Here is a 22,624-nt window from a genome sequence, read left to right on the forward strand (position 1 = left end):
GTTGAAATTACCAAAAGAATTTTTATTAAGTGAATTATTAAGACACAACGTGAAAGGTAATGCCACCTTAAATTATGGCAATGGTGAAAATGTTTGGATGCATCCACCTGTTCACAGAATTTTAGGTTGGTATTCTCGCCCTTCAAATTTAGATTTAAAAAGAAATGTATGGAAATTAAATCAAATTAGTCAAATTATAGATAATGATATTTTCGTAAAAGGTGATCCCGCAATTTCAGACCTTGCTACATTAAATAGATTTCCTAACTTAATTGAAGCTAGTTTAGTTAATTCTGAAGGTTCAAAGATAGGGGTCATAGCAGATTTCTTATTCGAAATGAAAACTGGCAACATAAAGTTTTATTTAATTTCTCGTTCTAATCCAAGGATTCCAGGCTCAAGTAGATGGAAATTAAATATAGAGAATATTGTTGATCAGCAACCAGGTTTAGTTTTTTGTTCTTGCGTTTCTCTAGATGATTTTCCTTTAATAAAATCAAGTATTAAACATGAATTTTTTAAAAAAGGAAAGAAAATAATTGATCGTTTTGATGAAATGAAAAATACCGCAACAAATAAATTAGAAGATTGGCTAGAAGAAGATGAAGATATAAACCAAAAATCAGAATTTAATAGTAATAGTTTTTATAATGAAAAAGAACAAGTAAGATCTTTCAGAAATAAAAAAGAAGATGACCCTTGGATTTGACTAATGATAGATTCTTCAAGTAACAATACTTATGATGTTAATGAATCACTTAAAGTTGAAAACTTAACTCGTGATGATTATGAAGAGATATGCAAAAGATTAGGAAGAAAACCTAATAGAACAGAATTGGGAATGTTTGGAGTAATGTGGTCTGAGCATTGCTGTTATAGAAATTCAAAACCATTATTAGCTAATTTTCCTACTACAGGAAAAAACGTATTGGTTGGTCCAGGAGAAAATGCAGGTGTTATTGATGTAGGAAATGATCAGAAACTTGTTTTCAAAATTGAAAGTCACAATCATCCTTCTGCTATTGAACCTTTTCAAGGAGCTGCAACAGGAGTGGGTGGCATATTAAGAGATATTTTTACAATGGGTGCGAGACCTATAGCAGTTTTAAACTCTTTAAGATTTGGTAATCTTGATAAATCATCTAATATTTCTTTACTTCGAGGAGTAGTTGCGGGGATATCTCATTACGGTAATTGTGTTGGGGTTCCTACTGTCGGTGGAGAAATAGATTTTGATGACAGTTATTCTGGCAATCCTCTTGTTAATGTTATGGCTTTAGGTTTATTAGAAACTGATGAAATCGTTTGTTCAGGAGCAAAAGAAGTAGGCTCTCCTGTTTTATATGTAGGAAATACCACAGGAAAGGATGGAGTAGGAGGTGCTAGTTTTGCTAGTTCAGAATTAACTAGTAATTCTTTGGATAATAGACCGGCAGTACAAGTAGGTGATCCATTTATTGAAAAAAGTCTTATTGAAGCTTGTTTAGATGCTTTTAAAACAGGCGATGTACTCGCTGCTCAAGATATGGGAGCTGCGGGATTAACGTGTAGTAGTGCTGAAATGGCTGCAAATGGGAGTTTAGGTATTTCAATTAACCTAGATTTAGTTCCTGCAAGAGAGAATGATATGTCTGCTTACCAATACTTACTATCTGAATCACAAGAGAGAATGTTGATGGTTGTTAAAGAAGAAAAGTTAAATACTCTTATTAATCAATTTAAAAAGTGGGGACTGTTTGCAAATGTTATTGGTGAAGTCATATCTAAAAGAGAGGTTATTATCTCTCAAAAAAATCAAATAGTTGCACAAATTCCTACTTCTGCTTTATCTGATGAAACTCCAATTAATATTCATAATATTATCAAGGAGCCTCCTATTCATTTATTAGAGAAATGGGAATGGACAGAAGAGGAATTGCCAGCTATTAGCGAAAATAAAATTTTTTCTTTAAAAGACAAAAAAAAATATTCTTTCTCTGAAATTATTTTAAAACTTTTATCTAATCCTTCAATTGCTTCTAAAAGTTGGGTTTATCGACAATATGATTCCCAAGTACAATCAAATACTATATTTAAGCCAGGAGATGCAGATGCAGCGTTAATAAGACTTAGACGGCAAGACGAGAAAAATAAAAATAATGAATTTTCTGGTGTAGCTGCTTCTGTAGATTGTAATAGTAGATGGGTATTATTAGATCCATATAGAGGAACTATTGCAGCAGTTGCAGAATCTGCTAGAAATGTAAGTTGTGTTGGTGCTCAGCCAATAGCTATAACAAATAATTTAAATTTTTCTTCACCCGAAACTGAAATAGGATATTGGCAACTTTCATCAGCATGTGATGGGATTTCCAAGGCTTGTATTGCTTTAGAGACACCTGTAACAGGAGGAAATGTTTCTTTATATAACGAATCAAAAAAACAAAACAATCAAGTAACTCCTATTAATCCCACTCCTGTTATTGGAATGGTAGGAACTATTAAAAATGTAGATAAAGCTATTAGTTCAGGATGGAAGAATATAAATGATCAAATTTGGATAATTGGTTCAAATGCTTCTGAATCCTCAATAGCTGCAAGTTCTTATTTAGAATATTTTCATGATTTAGTAACAGGAAGACCTCCTAAAATTCATTTACAAGATGAAAAATGCTGTCAAAGTTTTTTAAGAGATTCAATTCAAAAAAATTATATTGCTTCTTCTCATGATGTTAGTGATGGAGGTTTAGCTGTCGCCTTATCAGAATGTTGTATTCTTTCTTCTAAGGGAGCTTATATTCAATTAGAAGAAAAAAATGCTCGTCAAGATAATTTATTATTTAGTGAAGGAGGATCAAGAATAATATTTTCAGTTAATAAAAAAGAAGAACAAAACTTTTTGAATTTTCTGGAAATTAAGAGCAAAGATTTTGGAAAAAACGTATACGTTAAAAAAATTGGATTTGTTTCTGAACATAATCTTGATATAACTCTCCAAGATCAAATACTTTGTAATTTAAGGGTTGATGAATTAACCGAAAAATTTAATAATAGTATTTCTAACTGTTTTTAATAATGAATAACAATATGGAATTATCTACAAAATACGGAAATTAATTATGTGTGGAATTGTTGGAATTGTTTCTTGTGATGATGTAAATCAACAGATTTATGACAGTCTTCTGCTACTTCAGCATAGAGGTCAAGATTCAACCGGAATAGCTACAATGGAAGATACTGTTTTTCATATACATAAAGCTAAAGGACAAGTAAATACTGCTTATAGAACAAGAGATATGAGGAATTTAATAGGAAAAATTGGCTTAGGGCACGTTAGGTACGCAACTAAAGGTTCAGCAGAAAGTGTTGAAGAAGCACAACCTTTCTATGTTAATGCTCCTTATGGAATAGTTTTGATTCATAATGGAAACCTTACCAATACAAGAGACCTAGAGAAACAATTATTTAATGTAGATAAGCGCCATACTAATTCTTCAAGTGATACTGAAATGTTGTTAAACATATTCGCAACTGAATTACAAGAACAGATCCACAATCAAGATCTAGAGCCAGATATAATTTTTAATTCAGTTAAAAATTTACATAAAAGAATTCAAGGTTCATATGCTTCAATTGCTTTAATTTCAGGGCATGGTTTATTAGCTTTTAGAGATCCTTTCGGTATAAGACCTTTAGTAATTGGAAAAAGAATTTCTCTTATTACTCAAAAGGAAGAGTGGATGGTAGCTAGTGAGTCTTTAGTATTAGAAAATAATGATTATCAAGTTGTTAGAGATGTTGAACCTGGTGAGGCAATTTTTATAACCCATAATGGTGAATTTTTTTCAAAGCAATGCTCAGAAAACCCAAAGTTATTTCCTTGTGCTTTTGAATATGTTTATTTAGCTAGACCAGATTCAGTGATGAACGGAATTTCAGTTTATCAAGCACGTTTGAAAATGGGTGATTATTTAGCTGAAACAATTAAGCAAACAATACAGTCTGGGGATGTTGATGTAGTAATGCCTATTCCTGATTCTTCACGTCCTGCGGCAATGCAAGTTGCTAGGCAGTTGGGGATAGAGTATAGAGAAGGTTTTTTTAAAAATAGATATGTAGGAAGAACGTTCATAATGCCTGGCCATCAAAAACGTAAACAATCTGTAAGGCAAAAGTTGAATGCTATGAGTACAGAATTTAAAAACAAAAATGTACTAATAGTCGATGATTCTATAGTGAGAGGCACTACATCAAAACAAATAGTGCAAATGGCAAAAGATGCTGGTGCAAATAAAGTTTTTTTTACTTCAGCAGCTCCTCCAGTTAGATATCCTCATGTTTACGGAATTAATATGCCTAATAAAGATGAATTAATTGCTCATGATAGATCAATAATTGAAATAGCAGAAAAGCTTGAAATAGATCATCTTATATATCAAAGTGTTGATAATTTGAGAAAATCTATAATTAATGATTCTCCCATTCAAGAATTAGAAATGAGTTGTTTTACTGGTTCTTATGTTACCGGGACGGTAAATCAAGAATATTTAAAATGGGTTGAAAATGAATATAATTCTTAATTGATATAATTTTCTAATCGATAACAATTTTCAAGATATTCATCTTTTTCCAGATTCAAAAAATCTATTTTAAGAATATTTTTGCCAGAATTATTATCTAATTTGTTTAAGTTTAATCTTGCAGATTTATTTTTATTCGTCTCAATATCGATATATTGGTTGCTAGATAGAACTGTTATAAAATGGTCATCTTTAAGCTGAATTTTTTCATTTACATAACCTAATTTAGAATTATAAGAATTATAAATATCATCAATTTTTAGTTTAAAAAACTTACCTTTTTTAGAAACTAAATAAAGGATCTCATTATCCTTACTTTTACAACAAGACACTATTTGTTCTGTAGGTAAAAGATTAACCAATAATAGTCCTAGCGATTGTTTTGTACTTGGGTTTAAGTTTTTATCTGATAAATCAAATTTAAAAAGCCTACCAATAGAAGTCAATATTACTAGTTGTTGTTCTTTATTTAAAATAAATGAATCAATGATACTTATAGATTTTTTTAATTTGGTAATTGAAAAGATCCTATTACTTTTTATCATATCTTCATCAAATAAAACTTTTTTAAATCTTCCATCAGAACTCAAAATGCATAAATAATTTTTTAATTTACTATCTAGATAATGAAAATTTATTATTTCTTTTGGGTCAATATTTCCTAAAATTTTTTTATCCATTTTATACTCAGTACTAATGTTTGATTTCCAATCGATTTGAAGAATTTTTCCTGAAGATGTTATTCCAATAATTTTTAAACTTTTATAAATTTTACATATAAACTTTTGAACATTTTTATTATCTATAAATTTATTTTCATGATCTAATATTTTTTTATAGTTATTATAAATTATCTTTTTAAAATAAAATCTATTATCTACTGATATTTTTGTTTCTTTATTTATAAGATCTTCTAATATTTGATTATTTATAGTATCTATTTCTTTTGCTTGATTTATATCTTTCAAAATTTTTGTTTTTCTTTTTACATTAAATTTCTTTTTTAAACTCTTCAGTTCTTCAATCAAAGTGTCAAGCAATAATCTTCTGTCATTTAAAAGATTACTAAGATATTTTTTCTTTTCAAGTAGTTCTTTCATATCAATTTCAATTTGCTTCCTTTCTAAGGTTGTTAATTTTTTTAGAGGCATGCTCAATACCGCATCTGCTTGTTTTTCACTTAGACTGAGTTTGACTATTAATATTGATTTTGCTTCAGTTGCATTTTCTGAGCTTTGAATAACCTCAATAATATCTTTTATATTTTTAGTTGCTATTGAAAATCCTTCTAGTATTGCAAATTTTTCTGATGCAATTCTTAAAAAATATTTTGTTCTTTTTCTAATTGTTTCTTCTCTAAATCCTAGAAAATAATTTAGATATTTTCTTAGTGTAAGTTGAACAGGTTTACCGTTAACTAAAGCTAAAAATATTGCACCAAAATTAGATTGTAAAGCTGTTTTTTTGAATAAATTTGATACCACAATTTTAGAGTTTGAATCTTTTTTTAATTCAATAACTATCCTCATCCCGTCTCTATCACTCTCATCTCTAATATCAGAAATCCCATCAATTTTTCCTAGATTCACCAATTCTGCAAGCTTTTCAATCCATCCTGCTTTACTTATTTGATAAGGTAGTTCTGAAATTATAAGCGCATTTTTTTTATGCCTTCCTTTCCCTAAATTAATCTCCTCATTTTTAATTACTCCCCTTACCGTTACTGAGCCTTTTCCTCGTAGGTAAACTTCATTCATTGCATCATTGCAAATTAATTCTCCTCCAGTTGGAAAATCAGGTCCTAATATAATTTTCGACAATCTCAAGTCGCTTATTTCTTTATCGTTTATTAGGGCAATCAAACCATCAACTATTTCACCAAGATTGTGCGGGGGGATATTCGTTGCCATACCAACAGCGATTCCTGAGGAACCATTTAATAACAAAAAGGGTAATTGTGCCGGTAATATGTCTGGTTCTTGTTGTGAACCGTCAAAATTATTTGAGTAACTTACTGTTTCAGATCCAATCTCTTGTAGGAAACATTCATGAGCTATTGGCGCCAATCGTGTTTCTGTATATCTCATTGCAGCTGGCGGGTCATTATCAACAGATCCAAAATTCCCATGACCATCGAGAGTTGGATATTTTGTAGAAAAATCTTGAACTAATCTAACCAGTGCCTCGTAGACTGCTTGATCTCCATGAGGATGATATTTACCTAGTACATCGCCCACAACTCTGGCACATTTTCTGAATGGTCTATCTGGAGTAAGTCCTAGTTCATGCATTGCGAAAAGAATTCTTCTTTGAACTGGTTTCAGTCCATCTCTCGCATCAGGTAAAGCACGTCCTATTATTACGCTCATTGCGTATTCTAAATAGGAACGTTGCATTTCTTCCTGCAACGATATAGAAGTGAATTTTTCCTTAGTCATTTAATAGGAAATTTATAGAAAGCTTTCATAAACTAAATTAAGATTAATAGGTAAATAAATATTTACCAGTATTAATAGTTGGGAAATTTATTTAATTTTTGTTTTTGCAACTAATATTTCTTTTTTAATTTGAGGATTTTCAAAAAGTTTTTCAGTAGAAATTTGTAGTTTTTCGCCCCAAAGCTGTTCTTTTCTGTAATTAAAGTCAACATAATTTGGGTCTTTCTTTAAAGCTTTTTTTGCTAAAACTATTGCTTTATTAATGTCTTTATTTTTTAAGCACGAAGCAAGTGCTAATAGTGGTTCTGCGTTTTCCTCAAGTTCTATAGCCTTTTTAAAAGAGATAATAGAAAGATTAATTTTATTTAGTTCAAAATATGCTAAGCCTTGGTTGTTAATTGCTTGCCAAAAATCTTTTTTAATTTTTATTGCTTTATCAAATTCCTCTATGGCTTTTTTATAAGTTTTTTCCATTAAATAAATATTTCCTAATTGAAAAATTGCTTTAAAGTTTTTAGGAAGGATTTTAATTCCTGATAGTAAAGAAATTTCTGCTTTTTTTATTTTTGATTGTTTTAAATATATAGTACTTTTTGCAAAATATATTTCACCCATTTTGGGGTTTATTTTCTGAGCATTATCTAGTGAAATCAATGCATCATCATATAATTTGTTGGCAATTTGTGTTTCAGCTAAGATAGTCCATAATGTTTCATTTTTATTATTCATTTTTACAGCTAATTTTGCTAAATTCAGACTATCTTTGATTTGTCCAAAATATAGAAGTTGATAAGCTTCTTTTCCAATTGATAAACCTTGTTTTTGTAAGCTTTTTGTTTCTGGCAAGTAATAATATGGTATTAAAGCTTTTAAACTTTCAGCGATAAAAACATGGCTACTAATTATTGAAAAAAATAATATTTTTAAAAGAGACTTTCCCATATTTTTATGTATTTTTGAGCATTGCTTTTATATTTCTTTTCCACATCCATGGTTTTATTCTTTTTAGTGTAGTTCCTTGAAGATTTTTTTTCCATTTTTTTTCATCCCAACTTAATGCTTCAATATTTAGATTTTTAACCCATGATTTTGGATAAGCTTCAATGCTCTTATTTAATGGAACTGTTTTATTCCAAGGACATACATCTTGGCAGATATCACAACCAGCAATCCATCCATTCAAATGTTTTTCTACATGTTCTGGAAAAGTTTGATTTCTATTTTCTATAGTATGGTACGCAATGCACTGTTCAGAATCAATAACAAAGGGTTCTGTTATTGCATTTGTTGGACATTTTTCAATACATTTTTCACATACACCACATAGAGATTGGGAAGAATTGTCAGGCGTCAAATCTTCTGAAAGAATCAAAAAACCTAAGGTTAGCCATGATCCAAATTCTTTATTAATAAGATTACTATTTTTGCCTATCCAACCTAGACCCGCTTCTTCTGCCCATGCTTTTTCAAGAAGAGGGGATGTGTCAACGCAAATTTTCCACTTGCAATTTGGAACTTCAGTATTAATCCATTTACCTATTTTTTTTAATTTTTCAGCAATAACTTTGTGATAATCTTCTCCTTGGCCGAATTTTCCAATTTTGAATTTTGCTCTTTCCTTATGCTCATGACTTAAATAATTAAAACCAACAGTTAAAACACTTTTCGCTCCATTTAGGAGAGATTTTATATTTTTTCTTCTTTCGGCTTCCATCCATTTCATTTCAGAATGATAATTATTTGCTAACCATCTTTCTAATGCTTGAGTTCTTAATTTGAGTCGAGAACTTCCTGGTATTGATGCTATTCCGGATACTGCAAAACCTTCAAATATTGCTCTTTTTTTTAGCTTATCACTGAATTCTTTTTTATTTTGAATCATATTTCTCATATTTATATTATGAATTAGATTCGAATAAATGGTGTTTTTAAACTTATAAACTAATAAATAATTTAAATTTATTAAAAATAAATATATCCCTATCAAGGAAAACTAGCTAAATTGTTAGTAAAATGAATAAAATTAGGAACTGTAATTTTGGTTGAATCTACTCAAAGTCAAGATTCGAACCTAGGAACTAGGCTCCAACAAGATTTAAAAAATGATCTGATAGCAGGGTTGTTAGTTGTTATTCCATTGGCAACCACTATCTGGCTTTCTTCTATTGTTAGTAAATTTGTTCTTACATTAGTTACTTCAGTCCCTAAACAATTAAACCCATTTATTACATTAAATCCTTTATTACAAGATTTAATTAATTTAACCTTAGGTTTAACAGTGCCTTTATTGGCAATTTTGCTTATTGGTTTGATGGCGAGAAATTTTGTTGGAAGGTGGTTGTTAGAATTTGGAGAAGGTACTTTATCAAAGATTCCAGTCGCAGGGGCAGTTTATAAAACTCTAAAACAATTACTTGAAACTTTTTTAAGTAATAAATCCAATAGATTTAGAAGAGTTGTTTTAGTAGAGTATCCACGAGAGGGTTTATTTAGTGTTGGGTTTGTAACTGGGGATGTTGGCCCATCACTTCAATCAGAATTAGATGAGAAATTATTAAGTGTTTTTATACCTACTGCCCCTAACCCAACGACAGGTTGGTATACATTAGTTCCTGAATCGTCTGTTAAAGATCTTGCTATTTCGGTAGAAGATGCATTTAGAACAATTATTTCTGTTGGTATTGTTAATCCTGATGAAAAAGATAGCTCTTCAAATCCTACTTTTTCGAAATTATTTTCCCAACTAAGAGCTTCTACAAATACTTCATCTACGTAATTGATGTATAACAGATCGCTGTCACGAGAATTGTCTTTACTTTCATTAGGTCTTATCAAAGATACGGGAGATTTAGAATTAAATAAAATTCAAATTGATGAAATTTTTGAATCCGCTTTAGATTCTTTAATAAATCACTGTAGAGATGAGTTAGATAATTGTGAAGCAGATTTAGAAAATGTATCGCAACATATTTTAGATAGTGAATTAAAGGAAGGTAGTAATTCTTCTTTTGCAAATGTTCGAGATGAACTTAAAAAAGCTCTTTATAAAATGGAATCAGTAATGAACTCACTTTCAGTTACGTTAGATTTTCCAAAATTAATTGTATCAAGTAATCAAAATGACATTAGAGAAGATGTAAATCATAGAATTATAAGCGTAGTTAACAATTTAAAATCTATAGATTCTGAAATTGACAAAGTAATGGATGGATGGAGATTAAAAAGGTTGCCTAGGGTTGATCGTGATATTTTACGCTTAGCTTATGTTGATATTAATTTTTTAGATACTCCTCTTGCAGTTGCATGTAATGAGGCTGTAAATTTAGCAAATAAATATTGTGATACACAAGGTAGAAAAATGATAAATGGGGTTTTAAGGAGATTGCAAAGAGTTAAGGTGAAGTAATTATTTGATATAAATCAATAATTTTTTATAATTTAATTAAATACGATTTAAAAATATTTATGACTAATAATGAATCTGATAGTTCTCGTGAATGGGCTTCGCAAGCTTATGCTTTGTTAAAACAAAAACAAGAATTAAAAAAACAAGAAGAACAAGTAAAAGCTGAAGAACTAAAAGCTGAACAATTAAAAGCTGAAGAATCAAAAATAGAGCAATTAAAGGTAGAAGTTAATAAACAGAATTGTTCTAATTTGCAAGATGATACAGAAGTTAAATTAGGAGATTTTGATGATGATTTTACTTGGTCAGCAATGGTGTTGGCTGCGCAGGGTAAAAAAGTAAATCAAATATCAATTGATGAAATAGATTGGTTGAGTAAATTACGAAGAGGATTAGAAGAAACAAGAAAAGGTTTTGTATCAGAATTATTAGATAAATTAGGAGATGATCCACTTACACCAGAATCTTTAGATGATTTAGAGACGTTATTAATAAGAGCTGATGTTGGTATTGATTCAACAGATAAAGTAATTCATGCACTTAGGAAAAAATTAAATGAAGAAGTTGTTGGAGGAGAAGAAGGAATAAAATTTTTAAAAGATGAATTACGAGCAATCATTGAAAAACCAATAAAAAATTCTGGAACAAATATTCTTGTTCCACAGAAAGGGAAGCTGAATGTTTGGCTAATAGTGGGAGTAAATGGAGTTGGCAAAACAACAACTTTGGGGAAACTTGCTTATTTGTCATCAAAAAGTAACTACAAAACTTTAATAGCAGCAGCTGATACTTTCAGAGCAGCAGCCGTAGAACAATTACAAGTATGGGGTGATAGAAGTAAAGTAGATGTTATTTCGAATCAATCAAAGAATGCAGATCCAGCAGCAGTAGTTTTTGATGCTATTAACGCAGCAAACAAACGCAAAAGCGACCTATTACTCGTAGATACTGCAGGAAGACTACAAAATAAAAATAATCTTATGGATGAATTATCAAAAATAAAAAAAATTATTGACAAAAAAGTTCCTGATGCAATCATTGAGTCTTTATTAGTTTTAGATGCTAGTCAAGGACAAAATGGATTAAAGCAGGCAAAAAGTTTTGCAAAATCTGCAAATTTAAGTGGTGCAATTATTACTAAATTAGATGGCACTTCAAGAGGTGGCGTTTCTCTTGCTGTTTCTGCAGAAGTCAATCTGCCGATAAGATTTATCGGCGCTGGAGAGGGTATTAAAGATTTAAGACCATTTAATAGCTTTGAGTTTGTTGAGGCTTTGCTTGCTGATAGATAAAAATTTAATTAATTTTTTTTAAAAACGTATTTTTAGTGTTAAAACATAGCTATGGTTTCTATGTGTTTTGTCTAAAATCCAAAAAAAAAAATTATTGTCTAATGACGTTATTCAAGAATTTTTAGAGAAGGATTATAAATTTCCTCTTCATGAGAATGATAAATTTATAGAAACAGTATCTTCATTAATCTATTATTTAAAATCTTTTTCAAATATAAAAAGATTTCTGGATTATATTTCTTTAATTTTAAAACATACTTTTAATCATCAATTAAGTTTTATTGTTCCTTTGAATGAAAAGGGAGAAATATGGAAAGAAAATATTAAGTTTGCTGGTGCAACAAAAAATCTAAAAATGGATGATGAAATTAAAAGGTATTTTAACAATTTTGATTTCTCAAAAAATTTTAAATTGAAAGATGATATGTCTTTTGAAAAAGTTTTAAATAATCAATTTAAAGAATATGTAATTAAGTCTTATAAAGTTTTGTCACGGGGAAAATGTAGAGGATTTCTTTATACCTTTAAAAAAGATACTTTCAATGATTCTTTAAAATATGAGCGCAATTTAAACTTTATTATTAGTTGTTTGGCAATTGGTTTAGAAAATTATTCGTTAATTAAATCAAAAAAGAAGCATGAAAACGTAGATAGAGAAATTTCTATTGGAGCAGAAATCCAATCGCAACTTTTACCCGATTATTGTCCAACCATTTATGGTGTAGATTTAGCTGCGCACTGTAGGCCAGCTCTTCAATTAGGAGGAGATTATTATGATTTCATGTCCTTGAAAACAAATATTTCTGAGAAGAGACGCGAAAAAGCAAGGTGGGCTTTAGTGATTGGAGACGTTATGGGGAAGGGCCTTCCAGCAGGTCTTTTGATGACTATGTTAAGAGGAATGCTAAGAGCAGAGGTTTTGACTGGGTTACCTCCAGATAGAATATTGCATGATTTAAATCAGTTAGCTATTTATGATTTAGATCAATCGCATAGATTTATAACTTTATTTTATTCTGATTACGATCCTAGAACAAAAAAATTAAGGTATTCAAATGCTGCACATAATCCTCCTTTGCTTTGGAAAAGTTCTGAGCAAAAAATTATTAAATTAGATTCAGAAGGCTTTGTTCTTGGTTTGCAAAATGATGCTGAATATCAATGTGGACAAATACAACTTAATAAAAACGATGCAATTCTTTATTATACAGACGGAGTAACTGAAACTTCTAATGCTTTAGGCGAAAGATTTGATGAAGAACGTTTAATTCAAGCCTTTTCAAAATTATGTCAGCAATCACTTAAATCTAAAGAAATTTTAAATAAGATTTATAAGTTATTAGATGAGTTTACTGGTAAAAATAGACAATTGGAAGACGATGCTTCTATAGTAGTCTTTCAGTTAGATTAGATTTTTTGTCACATATATAAAATAATGCTTTATTAGAAGTAACTAAAGTTTAATTCATATGTCTAAAGTTTGGAGTAATAGGTTTGATGGTAGTCTGAATCCGTTTATTGAAGAGTTTAATGCTTCAATCAGTTTTGACAAAACACTAATTTTAGAAGATATAGAGTGTTCTATAGCTCATGCTAAAATGCTTGGTAAAACTAAGGTTTTGTCCACTGATGAGTCTTTAAAAATTATCGTGGGTTTAGAAACTATAAAAGAAGATTTTATTGAAGGCAAATTTTGCCCCGGGGCTCCATCGGAGGATATACATTATTGCATTGAAGAAAAACTAATTAATTTAATTGGTGAAACTGGGAAAAAATTACATACAGGTAGAAGTAGAAATGATCAGGTAGGAACAGATATTAGATTATGGTTGAGAAAAAAAATTGATAATATTGATATCTTATTGGATGAATTACAAAATTCTTTATTTTCGATTGCTGAATCAAATATCTATACATTAATACCTGGTTATACCCATATGCAAAGAGCGCAACCTCTATCTCTTGCTCATCATCTTTTGGCGTATCTTGAAATGTTTCAAAGAGACCGTGAAAGGCTTAAAGAAGTTAGAGCCAGGGTTAATATTTCGCCCTTAGGCGCAGCAGCTTTAGCAGGTACTAAAATTAAAATAGACAGATATTTTACTGCTGAAGAATTAGGATTTGGAAATATTTATAAAAATAGTATTGATGCTGTAAGTGATAGAGATTTTTGTATTGAATTTGCTTCAAGTTCTGCTTTAATAATGTCTCATTTGAGTAGAATTTCCGAAGAAATAATCTTGTGGGTTACTGATGAGTTTTCTTTTGCAAAATTAACTGATAAGTGTGCGACTGGAAGTAGCTTAATGCCTCAGAAGAAGAATCCAGATGTTCCTGAATTAATAAGGGGTAAAACGGGTCGAGTTTATGGACATCTTCAATCTTTATTAACCATGATAAAGGGAGTGCCTCTTTCATACAATAAGGACTTCCAAGAGGATAAAGAGCCAATTTTTGACACAGTAGATACTATTTCTTCTTGCTTAAAAGCTATGACAATTTTATTAAATGAAGGAATAGAGTTTAATGTTGAAAAGTTAATGGATTCTGTTCATAATGATTTTTCTAATGCAACTGATCTAGCAGATTATCTAGTATTTAAGAAGGTTCCTTTTAGAGAGGCATATCAAGTGGTCGGAGATATTGTGAAGTATTGTTTAAGTAAAAACATATTATTTAAAGATTTAAAATTAGAAGAATTTCAAACATTTCATAATGAATTTAAAGAAGATATTTATGAAAACCTCAATCCTATGAACGTAGTCAAGTCAAGAAATAGTTTAGGTGGAACAGGATTCGATCAAGTCAAACTTGAATTAAATAATTGGAAGGAAAAATTATTCACCTAAATCTCAAGTAATTTTCTACAACAAGGTATGTATTGAAGTAGAATAATATAGTAATGTATATGAACTACTTAATCGGTAGTTTTTATCTTGGTTATTATTTTAAAGTTGAGTTTCAAGTGAGTATTTTTGTTGGCAATTTGCCTTTCCGCGCAGAGCGAGAAGACATCTTAGAATTATTTACACCGTACGGTGAAGTTATGAATTGTTCTCTTCCCTTAGAAAGAGATACAGGCAGAAAAAGAGGGTTTGCTTTTGTCGAAATGGCAGATGAAGCACTTGAAACATCAGCTATTGATGGTCTTCAAGGAACTGAGCTTATGGGAAGGCCCTTAAGAATCAATAAAGCTGAGCCAAGAGGCGGTGGGGGAGGTCCACGCAGAGGCGGCGGTGGCGGTAGAGGCGGTTACGGCGGCGGCGGTAATGGTGGCGGTTACGGCGGTGGCGGTTACGGCGGTGGCGGCAATGGTGGCGGTTACGGCGGTGGCGGCAATGGTGGCGGTTACGGCGGTGGCGGTAATTATTCTGAACCTGCTTCTTCTTACGTTAATAAATCTTCTGGAGCAGAAGGTTGGGAAGATAGGAGTTATGGAAATTCTTCCGAAAATTCTGACTTTGAAAATGGTAGAAGTAGAAGAAAAAGAAGTGTTTCAAGCAATTCTGAAATATCTCAAGAAGGGAATTAAAAACCCATTCTTTGTAATTCTGAAGCTTTTTTGCTTAAGTAATCAATACTTAATTCTTGTCTAATCGATTTGGTAGAAATTTCATTTCTCCAGACCTTTGCATTTGGGATGCCTTCTACAAGATTTATAAGATGTTTACATATATCCCAAGATTTGCCTTCGTTTTTTAAATGTTTTTCAATATAAGGAACCAATGAAAAAATGATTTCGGAAGCTTTTTTGCTTTTAGGATTTTCACCATATATTTTTTGATCAATTTCAGACCACCTTAATGGATATTTGTAAGCTGATCTTCCTATCATTACACCATCTAAATCATTAAGTGCTTTTATGCATTGATCAATATTCGTAAAACCTCCGTTTATTTCTATAATCAGCTTTGGATTATTTTTCTTTAATTTCTGAACCACATCATATTTTAGTGGCGGTATTGTTCTATTTTGCTTGGGATTTAGACCTTTTAATATTGCTTTTCTTGCATGAACAGTAAATCTGTCTGCTCCAGCATTTGCAACTTCTTTTACAAAACTATCTAATTTATCAAAACTATCTTCTTCATCAACTCCAATTCTATGTTTGATAGTAACGGGTAAACTACAATTATTTTTTAGTGATTCAATGCATTTTGCTACTTTGGTAGGTTCTCTCATCAGTGAAGCACCAAAGTTTCCGGAACATACTCTTGGGCTTGGACATCCCACATTGAAGTTAATTTCATCATATCCCCAATCTTGAGCCATTTTTGCAGCCTCTTCAAGCATTTTTGGGTTGTCTCCTCCAAACTGAATTGATAATGGGTGTTCTTCTGAATTAAAGTCTAAAAACCGCTCTTTTTTGTCTGTATAAATTAAACTCTGAGCTACTATCATTTCGGTATATAAAAGCGCTTTAGAGCTTATTTTTCTAATTATCATCCTAAAGTGTTTGTCTGTACAATCCATCATTGGAGCAACACTTATTTTATGTGGATTGTTTATAGTATTAATCTGATAACTTTTCATTAAATTCTATTCGATATATTTGAAAATATGAATCAATTTTTTTCTAGAAGATCTTTTATTTTAATTCCTATCATGTCAATTTTGAAATTTATTCTTAAACCAAAGAAAGTATTAGCTGCATCTTCTGCTTCGGATGAAGACTGGAATTTATCAAAAGAGGAGTGGAAAAAGAAACTTAGTCCGGAATCTTATTATATTTTGCGTGAAGAGGGTACTGAAAGAGCATTTAGTAGTCAGCTAAATAATGAGAAGCGGAAAGGTATATTTTATTGTGCAGGTTGTAATCAACCTCTTTTTACTTCTGATACTAAATTTGATAGTGGTACTGGATGGCCTAGCTTTTGGGATCCAATTCAAGGTTCTGTAGAAACGAAGGTAGATTTTAAATTAATTGTTCCAAGAACAGAATATCATTGCTCAAGATGCGGCGGGCATCAAGGTCATGTTTTTAATGACGGTCCTTTGCCAACAGGTAAAAGATATTGTAATAACGGTCTTGCTTTGAAGTTTATAGCCGAATAACTAATTAGTGCGGCCTTCCGCAACTTGTTTTGTGCGTCAATTTCATTCACAATGGTTTTAATAAAAATTTAGTGTAATGATTGAAAAACAATCAGATAATGTCGAAAATCTAGAAGAGAACGTTTCTGAAGAGGTTAATAAAAATGAAAATTCTTCTGTGATTGAAAATCAAACCAGCGAAGATAAACAGTCACTTAACGAAGATGATGAAAATATTTATGCAGAAGATTTAAAAAATACCATAACTAATAATGACGCAAGATTAGAACAATTAGAAAAAGAGCATGAAACGTTAAAAAGTCAGTATGTAAGAATTGCTGCCGATTTCGATAATTTTAGAAAAAGACAGTCTCGAGATCAAGATGATTTAAAAGTTCAACTTGTTTCCAAAGCTTTAACAGCAATATTGCCCATTGTTGATAATTTTGAAAGAGCAAGACAACAACTAAAACCCGAAAGTGAGGAGGCTCAAACATTGCACAGAAGTTATCAAGGACTATATAAACAATTAGTGGAAGTGTTAAAACAACAAGGAGTTTCTCCAATGAGGGTAGTTGCACAACAATTTGATCCTAAGTTACATGAAGCGGTTTTAAGGGAACCAAGTCAGGAGTTTCATGAGGATATAATTATTGAAGAATTACAGCGTGGATATCATTTAGAAGGTAAGGTGTTAAGACATGCATTAGTTAAAGTTTCAATGGGTCCTGGCCAACAAAATTCACAAGAGCCTGAAGAAAAGGATAAAGTTGAAGAAGATATTGATTCAGAGAATCCTATCTCTGAAGAAAATTAAATCCTTTTTATGAATAGTTGAGTATTATTTAATGGCCGACTTTTATCAAATACTTGGTGTTTCAAAAGATGCTGATGCTAATACTTTGAAAAGCGCTTATCGAAAATTAGCAAGACAATATCATCCTGACGTTAATAAAGATCCAGGTGCTGAAGATAAATTCAAAGAGATAGGTAAGGCTTATGAGGCTTTAGCTGACCCCGAAACTAGAGCCAGATACGATCAGTTTGGAGAGGCCGGAATAGGAGGAGCGGCTGGTATGCCAGATATGGGTGATATGGGTGGTTTTGGAGACTTATTTGAAACTTTTTTTAATGGCTTTGGCGGACAACCTTCACAAGGCGGGAGATCACAAAGAAGAGGTCCACAACAAGGTGATGACTTAAGGTATGACTTAAATATTGATTTTAAAGATGCTATTTTTGGACAACAAAGAGAAATAAATATACCTCATTTAGAAACTTGTGAAGTTTGTAGAGGTACTGGGGCAAAACCAGGAACAGGCCCAACAACTTGTACTACTTGTGGTGGTAGTGGGCAGGTTAGAAGAGCAACAAGAACGCCTTTTGGTAATTTTACACAAGTTGCAGAATGTCCAACTTGTAATGGCTCTGGTCAAATAATTGCAGATCCATGCACAAGCTGTGGTGGTAATGGTGTGAAACAAGTTAGAAAAAAATTACGCATTAATATTCCTGCAGGAGTTGATTCTGGAACTAAATTGAGAGTTTCTGGAGAGGGAAACGTTGGTCTAAAAGGTGGCCCACCTGGTGATCTTTATGTTTTTATTAAAGTTAAAAGTGACCCAAATTTAAAAAGAGAAGGTATTAATATTTATTCTGAAATATCAGTAAGTTATCTTCAAGCTATCCTTGGTGATACTGTTGATATCATGACCGTTGATGGTAAGGTTAATTTAAAAATTCCAAGTGGTACTCAGCCCAATAGCACTTTATCTCTTGAGAATAAAGGAGTTCCTCGATTAGGAAATCCAGTTGCAAGAGGTAATCATCAAGTTTTAGTAAAAGTTAAACTCCCAACTCGAATAACAGATGATGAACGAAATCTTCTAGAGGATCTAGCTTCAAAATATACTGAACAGAATTCAAGTTCTAACAGTGGTTTGTTTAGTAGGTTGTTTGGAAAGGATTCTTGAAAAAAGTTTCAAAGTTATTGGATTTAGAATCGATTCCATGTCCTTTGAATGTTGTGAAATGTAAATTAGCCTTAGAGAAATTATCGTTAAATGAAACCTTGATAGTCCATTTAGATAAAGGAGAACCAGAAATCATGGTTAAAAGAGCTTTAAAAGAAATGAAATATTTTTTTAAAACTATAGAAGAAAATCAAAAAACAATAAAGTTCATAATTTTGCATGAAAGTTAATAAAAAATATAAGGGTCTTGTTACGAAAAAATTTAATGAATTTTATTTGGTTGAATTAGATAAAGATGAGACTTCAGTTATTAACAAAAAATTTTTATGTAAAATCAAGAAGTCTGTAAATTTTAGAAATCAATTCGTTTTCGTAGGAGATGAAGTGATTGTTCATCAAATTGATTTACAAAGTAAAAGAGCAACGATAGAAAGTTTAGTCAAAAGGAATAATCTATTAGAAAGACCATCCGTTGCTAATATTTCAAATATATATGTCATTTGTTCTGTCGAAGAGCCAAAATTAAATTTATCTCAAGTCAATAAGTTTTTAATATCCTCTGAGCAACTAGGGGTAGAGGTTTCATTGGTGCTTACGAAATGTGATTTGATAACAGAAGAAAAACGGCTTTTGTTAATTGAGAAATTTCACCAGTGGGGATATCAAGCAATTACTTTAAACTTAAATAATCCTGAAAATTTAAGAACTTTATTGATTGAGTTAAAGAAAAAAAAATGCTCAATATTTATGGGACCATCTGGAGTTGGTAAAACTACTTTACTAAACATGATAATTCCAGGCCTTGACAATAAAACTGCTCCCGTATCAAGCAAAATAAAACGTGGAAAAAATACGACGAGAAATGTTGAGCTATTTTCTTTATCAAGTAAAAGCTACATAGTGGATACTCCTGGTTTTAATATGCAAACACTTGAAATAGATATTCGCGAATTATCTAATTTATATCCAGAAATTTATAAACAAGTAGTTAATGAAGGCATACAATGTAGGTTTCGTAATTGTCTGCATGTAAATGATCACGGTTGTAAGTTAAACAAAAATTTCGAAAGGTATACTTTCTATAAAGAAATGGTTGAATCATCTAAGATTCATTATTGTCTAATCCAGGAAGATTAAGATTTAAGCCACCAGTCAAGTCATTCATTCTCTCTTTCATTGTTGTAGTTGAACTTTCATGAGCTTTTTTGATAGCTTCTAATATGTTTTTTTCTATTGCTTCTTTATTAGCAGTTGAAATATTTTCATTGACTTCAACTCTTAGAGGGAGTTGGTTGCCGCTAATCCATACTTTTATCATTTCATCATCACTTTTACCTTCAATTTCCATGCTTTCAAGTTCATCCTGTAATTTTTGAGCATTTTGTTGAATTTCTTTAGCTTTTTTAAAAGCCTCTGTTAGTTGTCCAAAATTTGGAAGTCCAAAACCTGCCATTTTTATAAAAAAGTTTCTTTAATTAAGGATAGTCAAAACCGATCATTCTTACTTCCGGTTCAAGAAAAATACCTTTTTTTTGTAGTACTTTTTGTTGAATTACTGTTATTAAATCTAAAATATCTTTTGAATTAGCAGAAGAGTTATTCACTATAAAATTTCCATGCATTGTTGAAATTTCTGCGCCGCCTATTTTAAACCCTTTTAATCCTAGTTCTTCAATTAATTTACCTGCATAATTATTAGTCGGATTTTTAAAAACGCTTCCAAAACTAGGTAAATGGTAAGGCTGAGTATCGGTCTTTTTTTTAAGATTTTTCTGTGTAGTTTCTAATAATTGTTCAATATTTCCTTTTGGCTCAAATAGCAGTTTTGCACTTATAATCATGAGATTATTTTGCTGAAAAGGACTATATCTGTATTGAAAATTGATATCTTTTTTTTCAATTTCTGATATTTTTAGAGTTTTAGTATCGATTACTTGAACTGATAAAAGATTATTTGCCAATGATAATTGTTTTGAACCTGCATTCATGCAAATAGAACCTCCAACTGTGCCTGGAATTCCCACAGTCCATTCACCGCCTTGCAATCCTTTTTTTGCAAGTATATTTGACATTGTTGGTAGCATTACCCCAGCCTCTGCTTCTACAATTCCCGAATGAGATTCAATTTTGATAGAGCGCATTTTTTTGGTACATATAGTTAAGCCTTTTAAGAAAATATTATTTATTAATAAATTTGAGCCAGCTCCTATTATTCGACATTTTTGATTATTTAAATGCGCCCAATTTATTAAATTGATGAATTCATCAGTATTATTTGGTTTTGAAAAATATTCCGCAAATCCACCAACTTTTATAGTCGTATAATTAGAAAGGTTTATTCTCTCTTTAAAAGTAATATTTTTCATTAATTATTCAATCATTGAAAGTATTTTTATTTTGTAAGATTGACCATAAATTATGACAATCTCCAGCTCCCATATTTATAATAAAATCATTTTTTTTGGTTAATTTAAAAAACTTTTCATTAATTTCATAATTATCTTTTAAACATTTAACATTCTTATTATTTTTATAAATAAGATTAGCAATTAGTTGCGAGTCAATATTGTCAATATTTTTTTCTCCAGCTCCAAATATATTTGTTATGTAGATAACATCTGCTTTTGAAAGTTCTTTCACAAATTCATGAATAAATTGTTTTACTCTAGTAAATCTATGAGGTTGAAAAATAGCAATTAATCTTCCCCTTTCACCTCTATCACTACTATTTGTATTTTTAATAAATAACCTTGCTAAATTAATTGTTGCTTTAATTTCATTAGGATGATGTGCATAGTCATCATAAATTATTCTTTGATTTAGTTCACCTCTAAATTCAAATCTTTTTTTTGGTAATTTTAAAGATTCTGTATTTTTTTTAATTTCTTTAAAACTTACTCCAACCATCCTGCAGGCTGCTATGGCAGCAGTAATATTAGAAAGATTATGTAATCCAGGAACTGGAATGTTTAGATTATCAATGAATTTGCCATGTTCATAATATTTACCAATGGTTTTGTCCTTATTTATAACATTTGGAATTAATGAATAAGCAATATTATCTCTTTCTTTAATAGACCATTGATTTTCGGAAGTAAAATTATTCTTTGTAAATTTACAATCATAGTTAATCAATAATTTTTGGGAGTTAGAAGCAAATTTTTTAAATGAAGATAGAACTTCATCGATATTTGAGTAATGGTCACAATGATCGAAATCGATATTGTTAATTATTCCAATATCTGAATTGTAATTTTTAATTGTTCCATCAGATTCGTCAATTTCTGTTACTAAGTATTTTGTATTTTCGATATGAGCATTGGAATCATAGATTGGGATTATCCCACCAGTTATTGAAGAAGAATCATGTGTGCACAATTCTAACAGCGTGGAAAGGAAAGTACTTGTTGAGGTTTTCCCATGACTTCCTGCTATTGATAATGATGTGTAAGAGTTCATTATCATTGCAAGAATTTCTGAACGATGCTTTATTAATAAATTATTTTTTTTGCAAAAGTATAACTCTTCGTTTTCATCTTTAATCGCAGAGCTAATTACAAAATTGATTGTCTGATCCTGAAATTTTGAAATCACAAAATCAATATTTTTTTTAATTTGAGAATCAAAAATTATTGCCCCTAATCTTTTTAAACTTTTTGTTTCTTTATTTTGAACTAAATCAGAGCCAGAGACTGAGTACCCTTTTTTTATTAATGCCATAGCGATTGCAGACATTCCAATACCACCAATGCCAATAAAATGAAAATGATTTTTACTTATTAATTTTTTATTCAATTATCAAATTTAGAGTTAAATCAAGATAACTTCTAAATAATTATAATGGCATTTAATTTTTACAAAAAATGTTGGTTTTTTTATGAATTAATACAAAAGTAGAATTATTTGCTTAATAAATCAAAAA

General features: G+C 30.6%; 21 protein-coding genes. 14 read left to right on the forward strand and 7 right to left on the reverse strand.

What is annotated here, in order from left to right; translation table 11 throughout:
- The first annotated feature begins 1 nt into the window (after nucleotide 1).
- The 3 genes from ACTF45_RS01360 to purF are packed head-to-tail and all read left to right on the forward strand — an operon-like array spanning nucleotide 2 to nucleotide 4,559.
- On the forward strand, nucleotides 2-709 hold the full coding sequence (locus ACTF45_RS01360) for a PRC-barrel domain containing protein (RefSeq protein ID WP_288347993.1): 708 nt from the start codon (nucleotides 2-4) through the stop codon (nucleotides 707-709).
- Between the two features lie 3 nt (nucleotides 710-712).
- A complete protein-coding gene (gene purL, locus ACTF45_RS01365; RefSeq protein ID WP_438949207.1) occupies nucleotides 713-3,052 on the forward strand; it encodes a phosphoribosylformylglycinamidine synthase subunit PurL in 2,340 nt (779 codons plus the stop codon).
- Nucleotides 3,053-3,098: 46 nt separating this feature from the next.
- Entirely contained in the window at nucleotides 3,099-4,559 is a 1,461-nt protein-coding gene (purF, locus tag ACTF45_RS01370) for an amidophosphoribosyltransferase (RefSeq protein ID WP_288347990.1), read from the forward strand.
- Here purF and ACTF45_RS01375 read toward each other — a convergent pair.
- The 3 genes from ACTF45_RS01375 to queG all read right to left on the reverse strand — a co-directional run bounded on the left by ACTF45_RS01375 (nucleotide 4,556) and on the right by queG (nucleotide 8,888).
- Nucleotides 4,556-6,997, reverse strand: coding sequence for a DNA gyrase/topoisomerase IV subunit A (locus ACTF45_RS01375; protein WP_438949208.1), 2,442 nt, complete (start codon nucleotides 6,995-6,997; stop codon nucleotides 4,556-4,558). The two genes, purF and ACTF45_RS01375, sit on opposite strands and share 4 nt — an antisense overlap.
- Before the next feature lie 87 nt (nucleotides 6,998-7,084).
- On the reverse strand, nucleotides 7,085-7,939 hold the full coding sequence (locus ACTF45_RS01380; protein ID WP_438949209.1) for a tetratricopeptide repeat protein: 855 nt from the start codon (nucleotides 7,937-7,939) through the stop codon (nucleotides 7,085-7,087).
- A gap of 4 nt (nucleotides 7,940-7,943) precedes the next feature.
- Nucleotides 7,944-8,888: a tRNA epoxyqueuosine(34) reductase QueG gene (gene queG, locus ACTF45_RS01385; RefSeq protein ID WP_288347986.1), complete on the reverse strand. Its 945-nt coding sequence runs from the start codon at nucleotides 8,886-8,888 to the stop codon at nucleotides 7,944-7,946.
- A gap of 147 nt (nucleotides 8,889-9,035) precedes the next feature.
- On the opposite strand from queG, the gene ACTF45_RS01390 reads away from it, so the two are divergent.
- The 6 genes from ACTF45_RS01390 (at nucleotide 9,036) to ACTF45_RS01415 (ending at nucleotide 15,227) form a co-directional block, all read left to right on the forward strand.
- The gene (locus ACTF45_RS01390; RefSeq protein WP_011131646.1) at nucleotides 9,036-9,773 is read left to right on the forward strand and encodes a DUF502 domain-containing protein; all 738 of its coding nucleotides are present in this window, start codon (nucleotides 9,036-9,038) and stop codon (nucleotides 9,771-9,773) included.
- A 3-nt stretch (nucleotides 9,774-9,776) separates the two neighbouring features.
- Nucleotides 9,777-10,403 carry a transcription antitermination factor NusB gene (nusB, locus tag ACTF45_RS01395; protein ID WP_438949210.1) on the forward strand — a complete coding sequence of 209 codons (627 nt, stop codon included), beginning with the start codon at nucleotides 9,777-9,779 and terminating at the stop codon, nucleotides 10,401-10,403.
- Between the two features lie 59 nt (nucleotides 10,404-10,462).
- On the forward strand, nucleotides 10,463-11,695 hold the full coding sequence (ftsY, locus tag ACTF45_RS01400) for a signal recognition particle-docking protein FtsY (protein WP_438949211.1): 1,233 nt from the start codon (nucleotides 10,463-10,465) through the stop codon (nucleotides 11,693-11,695).
- 67 nt (nucleotides 11,696-11,762) lie between these two features.
- Nucleotides 11,763-13,106, forward strand: coding sequence for a PP2C family protein-serine/threonine phosphatase (locus ACTF45_RS01405; RefSeq protein WP_438949212.1), 1,344 nt, complete (start codon nucleotides 11,763-11,765; stop codon nucleotides 13,104-13,106).
- Nucleotides 13,107-13,164: 58 nt separating this feature from the next.
- Complete coding sequence (gene argH / locus ACTF45_RS01410; RefSeq protein ID WP_438949213.1) at nucleotides 13,165-14,544, forward strand: argininosuccinate lyase; 1,380 nt, start codon at nucleotides 13,165-13,167, stop codon at nucleotides 14,542-14,544.
- A gap of 116 nt (nucleotides 14,545-14,660) precedes the next feature.
- Nucleotides 14,661-15,227: an RNA recognition motif domain-containing protein gene (locus tag ACTF45_RS01415; RefSeq protein ID WP_438949327.1), complete on the forward strand. Its 567-nt coding sequence runs from the start codon at nucleotides 14,661-14,663 to the stop codon at nucleotides 15,225-15,227.
- On the opposite strand, the gene dusA is transcribed toward ACTF45_RS01415, so the two are convergent.
- Complete coding sequence (gene dusA / locus ACTF45_RS01420; protein WP_288348177.1) at nucleotides 15,224-16,228, reverse strand: tRNA dihydrouridine(20/20a) synthase DusA; 1,005 nt, start codon at nucleotides 16,226-16,228, stop codon at nucleotides 15,224-15,226. The two genes, ACTF45_RS01415 and dusA, sit on opposite strands and share 4 nt — an antisense overlap.
- A gap of 27 nt (nucleotides 16,229-16,255) precedes the next feature.
- Here dusA and msrB point away from each other — a divergent pair, with 27 nt between their 5' ends.
- The 5 genes from msrB (at nucleotide 16,256) to rsgA (ending at nucleotide 19,839) form a co-directional block, all read left to right on the forward strand.
- Nucleotides 16,256-16,750 carry a peptide-methionine (R)-S-oxide reductase MsrB gene (gene msrB / locus ACTF45_RS01425; protein WP_288348178.1) on the forward strand — a complete coding sequence of 165 codons (495 nt, stop codon included), beginning with the start codon at nucleotides 16,256-16,258 and terminating at the stop codon, nucleotides 16,748-16,750.
- A gap of 76 nt (nucleotides 16,751-16,826) precedes the next feature.
- Nucleotides 16,827-17,546, forward strand: coding sequence for a nucleotide exchange factor GrpE (gene grpE, locus ACTF45_RS01430; RefSeq protein WP_438949214.1), 720 nt, complete (start codon nucleotides 16,827-16,829; stop codon nucleotides 17,544-17,546).
- Between the two features lie 31 nt (nucleotides 17,547-17,577).
- Entirely contained in the window at nucleotides 17,578-18,702 is a 1,125-nt protein-coding gene (dnaJ, locus tag ACTF45_RS01435; protein WP_288348180.1) for a molecular chaperone DnaJ, read from the forward strand.
- Nucleotides 18,699-18,932, forward strand: coding sequence for a sulfurtransferase TusA family protein (locus tag ACTF45_RS01440; RefSeq protein ID WP_288348182.1), 234 nt, complete (start codon nucleotides 18,699-18,701; stop codon nucleotides 18,930-18,932). The genes dnaJ and ACTF45_RS01440 overlap by 4 nt, the downstream gene beginning before the upstream one ends.
- Nucleotides 18,922-19,839: a ribosome small subunit-dependent GTPase A gene (rsgA, locus tag ACTF45_RS01445; RefSeq protein WP_288348183.1), complete on the forward strand. Its 918-nt coding sequence runs from the start codon at nucleotides 18,922-18,924 to the stop codon at nucleotides 19,837-19,839. Before ACTF45_RS01440 ends, rsgA begins: the two co-directional genes overlap by 11 nt.
- Here the strand turns inward: rsgA and ACTF45_RS01450 are convergent.
- Genes ACTF45_RS01450 through murC form a run of 3 tightly spaced genes read right to left on the reverse strand, consistent with a single transcriptional unit; the run spans nucleotide 19,805 to nucleotide 22,497 of the window.
- A complete protein-coding gene (locus ACTF45_RS01450; protein WP_288348185.1) occupies nucleotides 19,805-20,155 on the reverse strand; it encodes a YbaB/EbfC family nucleoid-associated protein in 351 nt (116 codons plus the stop codon). The genes rsgA and ACTF45_RS01450 overlap by 35 nt on opposite strands.
- Before the next feature lie 22 nt (nucleotides 20,156-20,177).
- Nucleotides 20,178-21,068 carry a UDP-N-acetylmuramate dehydrogenase gene (gene murB, locus ACTF45_RS01455; protein ID WP_438949215.1) on the reverse strand — a complete coding sequence of 297 codons (891 nt, stop codon included), beginning with the start codon at nucleotides 21,066-21,068 and terminating at the stop codon, nucleotides 20,178-20,180.
- Nucleotides 21,069-21,075: 7 nt separating this feature from the next.
- Nucleotides 21,076-22,497 carry a UDP-N-acetylmuramate--L-alanine ligase gene (gene murC, locus ACTF45_RS01460; protein WP_438949216.1) on the reverse strand — a complete coding sequence of 474 codons (1,422 nt, stop codon included), beginning with the start codon at nucleotides 22,495-22,497 and terminating at the stop codon, nucleotides 21,076-21,078.
- Nucleotides 22,498-22,624: the final 127 nt, after the last annotated feature.

This window comes from Prochlorococcus sp. (genome assembly GCF_965655815.1).
GTDB classification, from domain to species: Bacteria; Cyanobacteriota; Cyanobacteriia; order PCC-6307; family Cyanobiaceae; genus Prochlorococcus_A; species Prochlorococcus_A pastoris.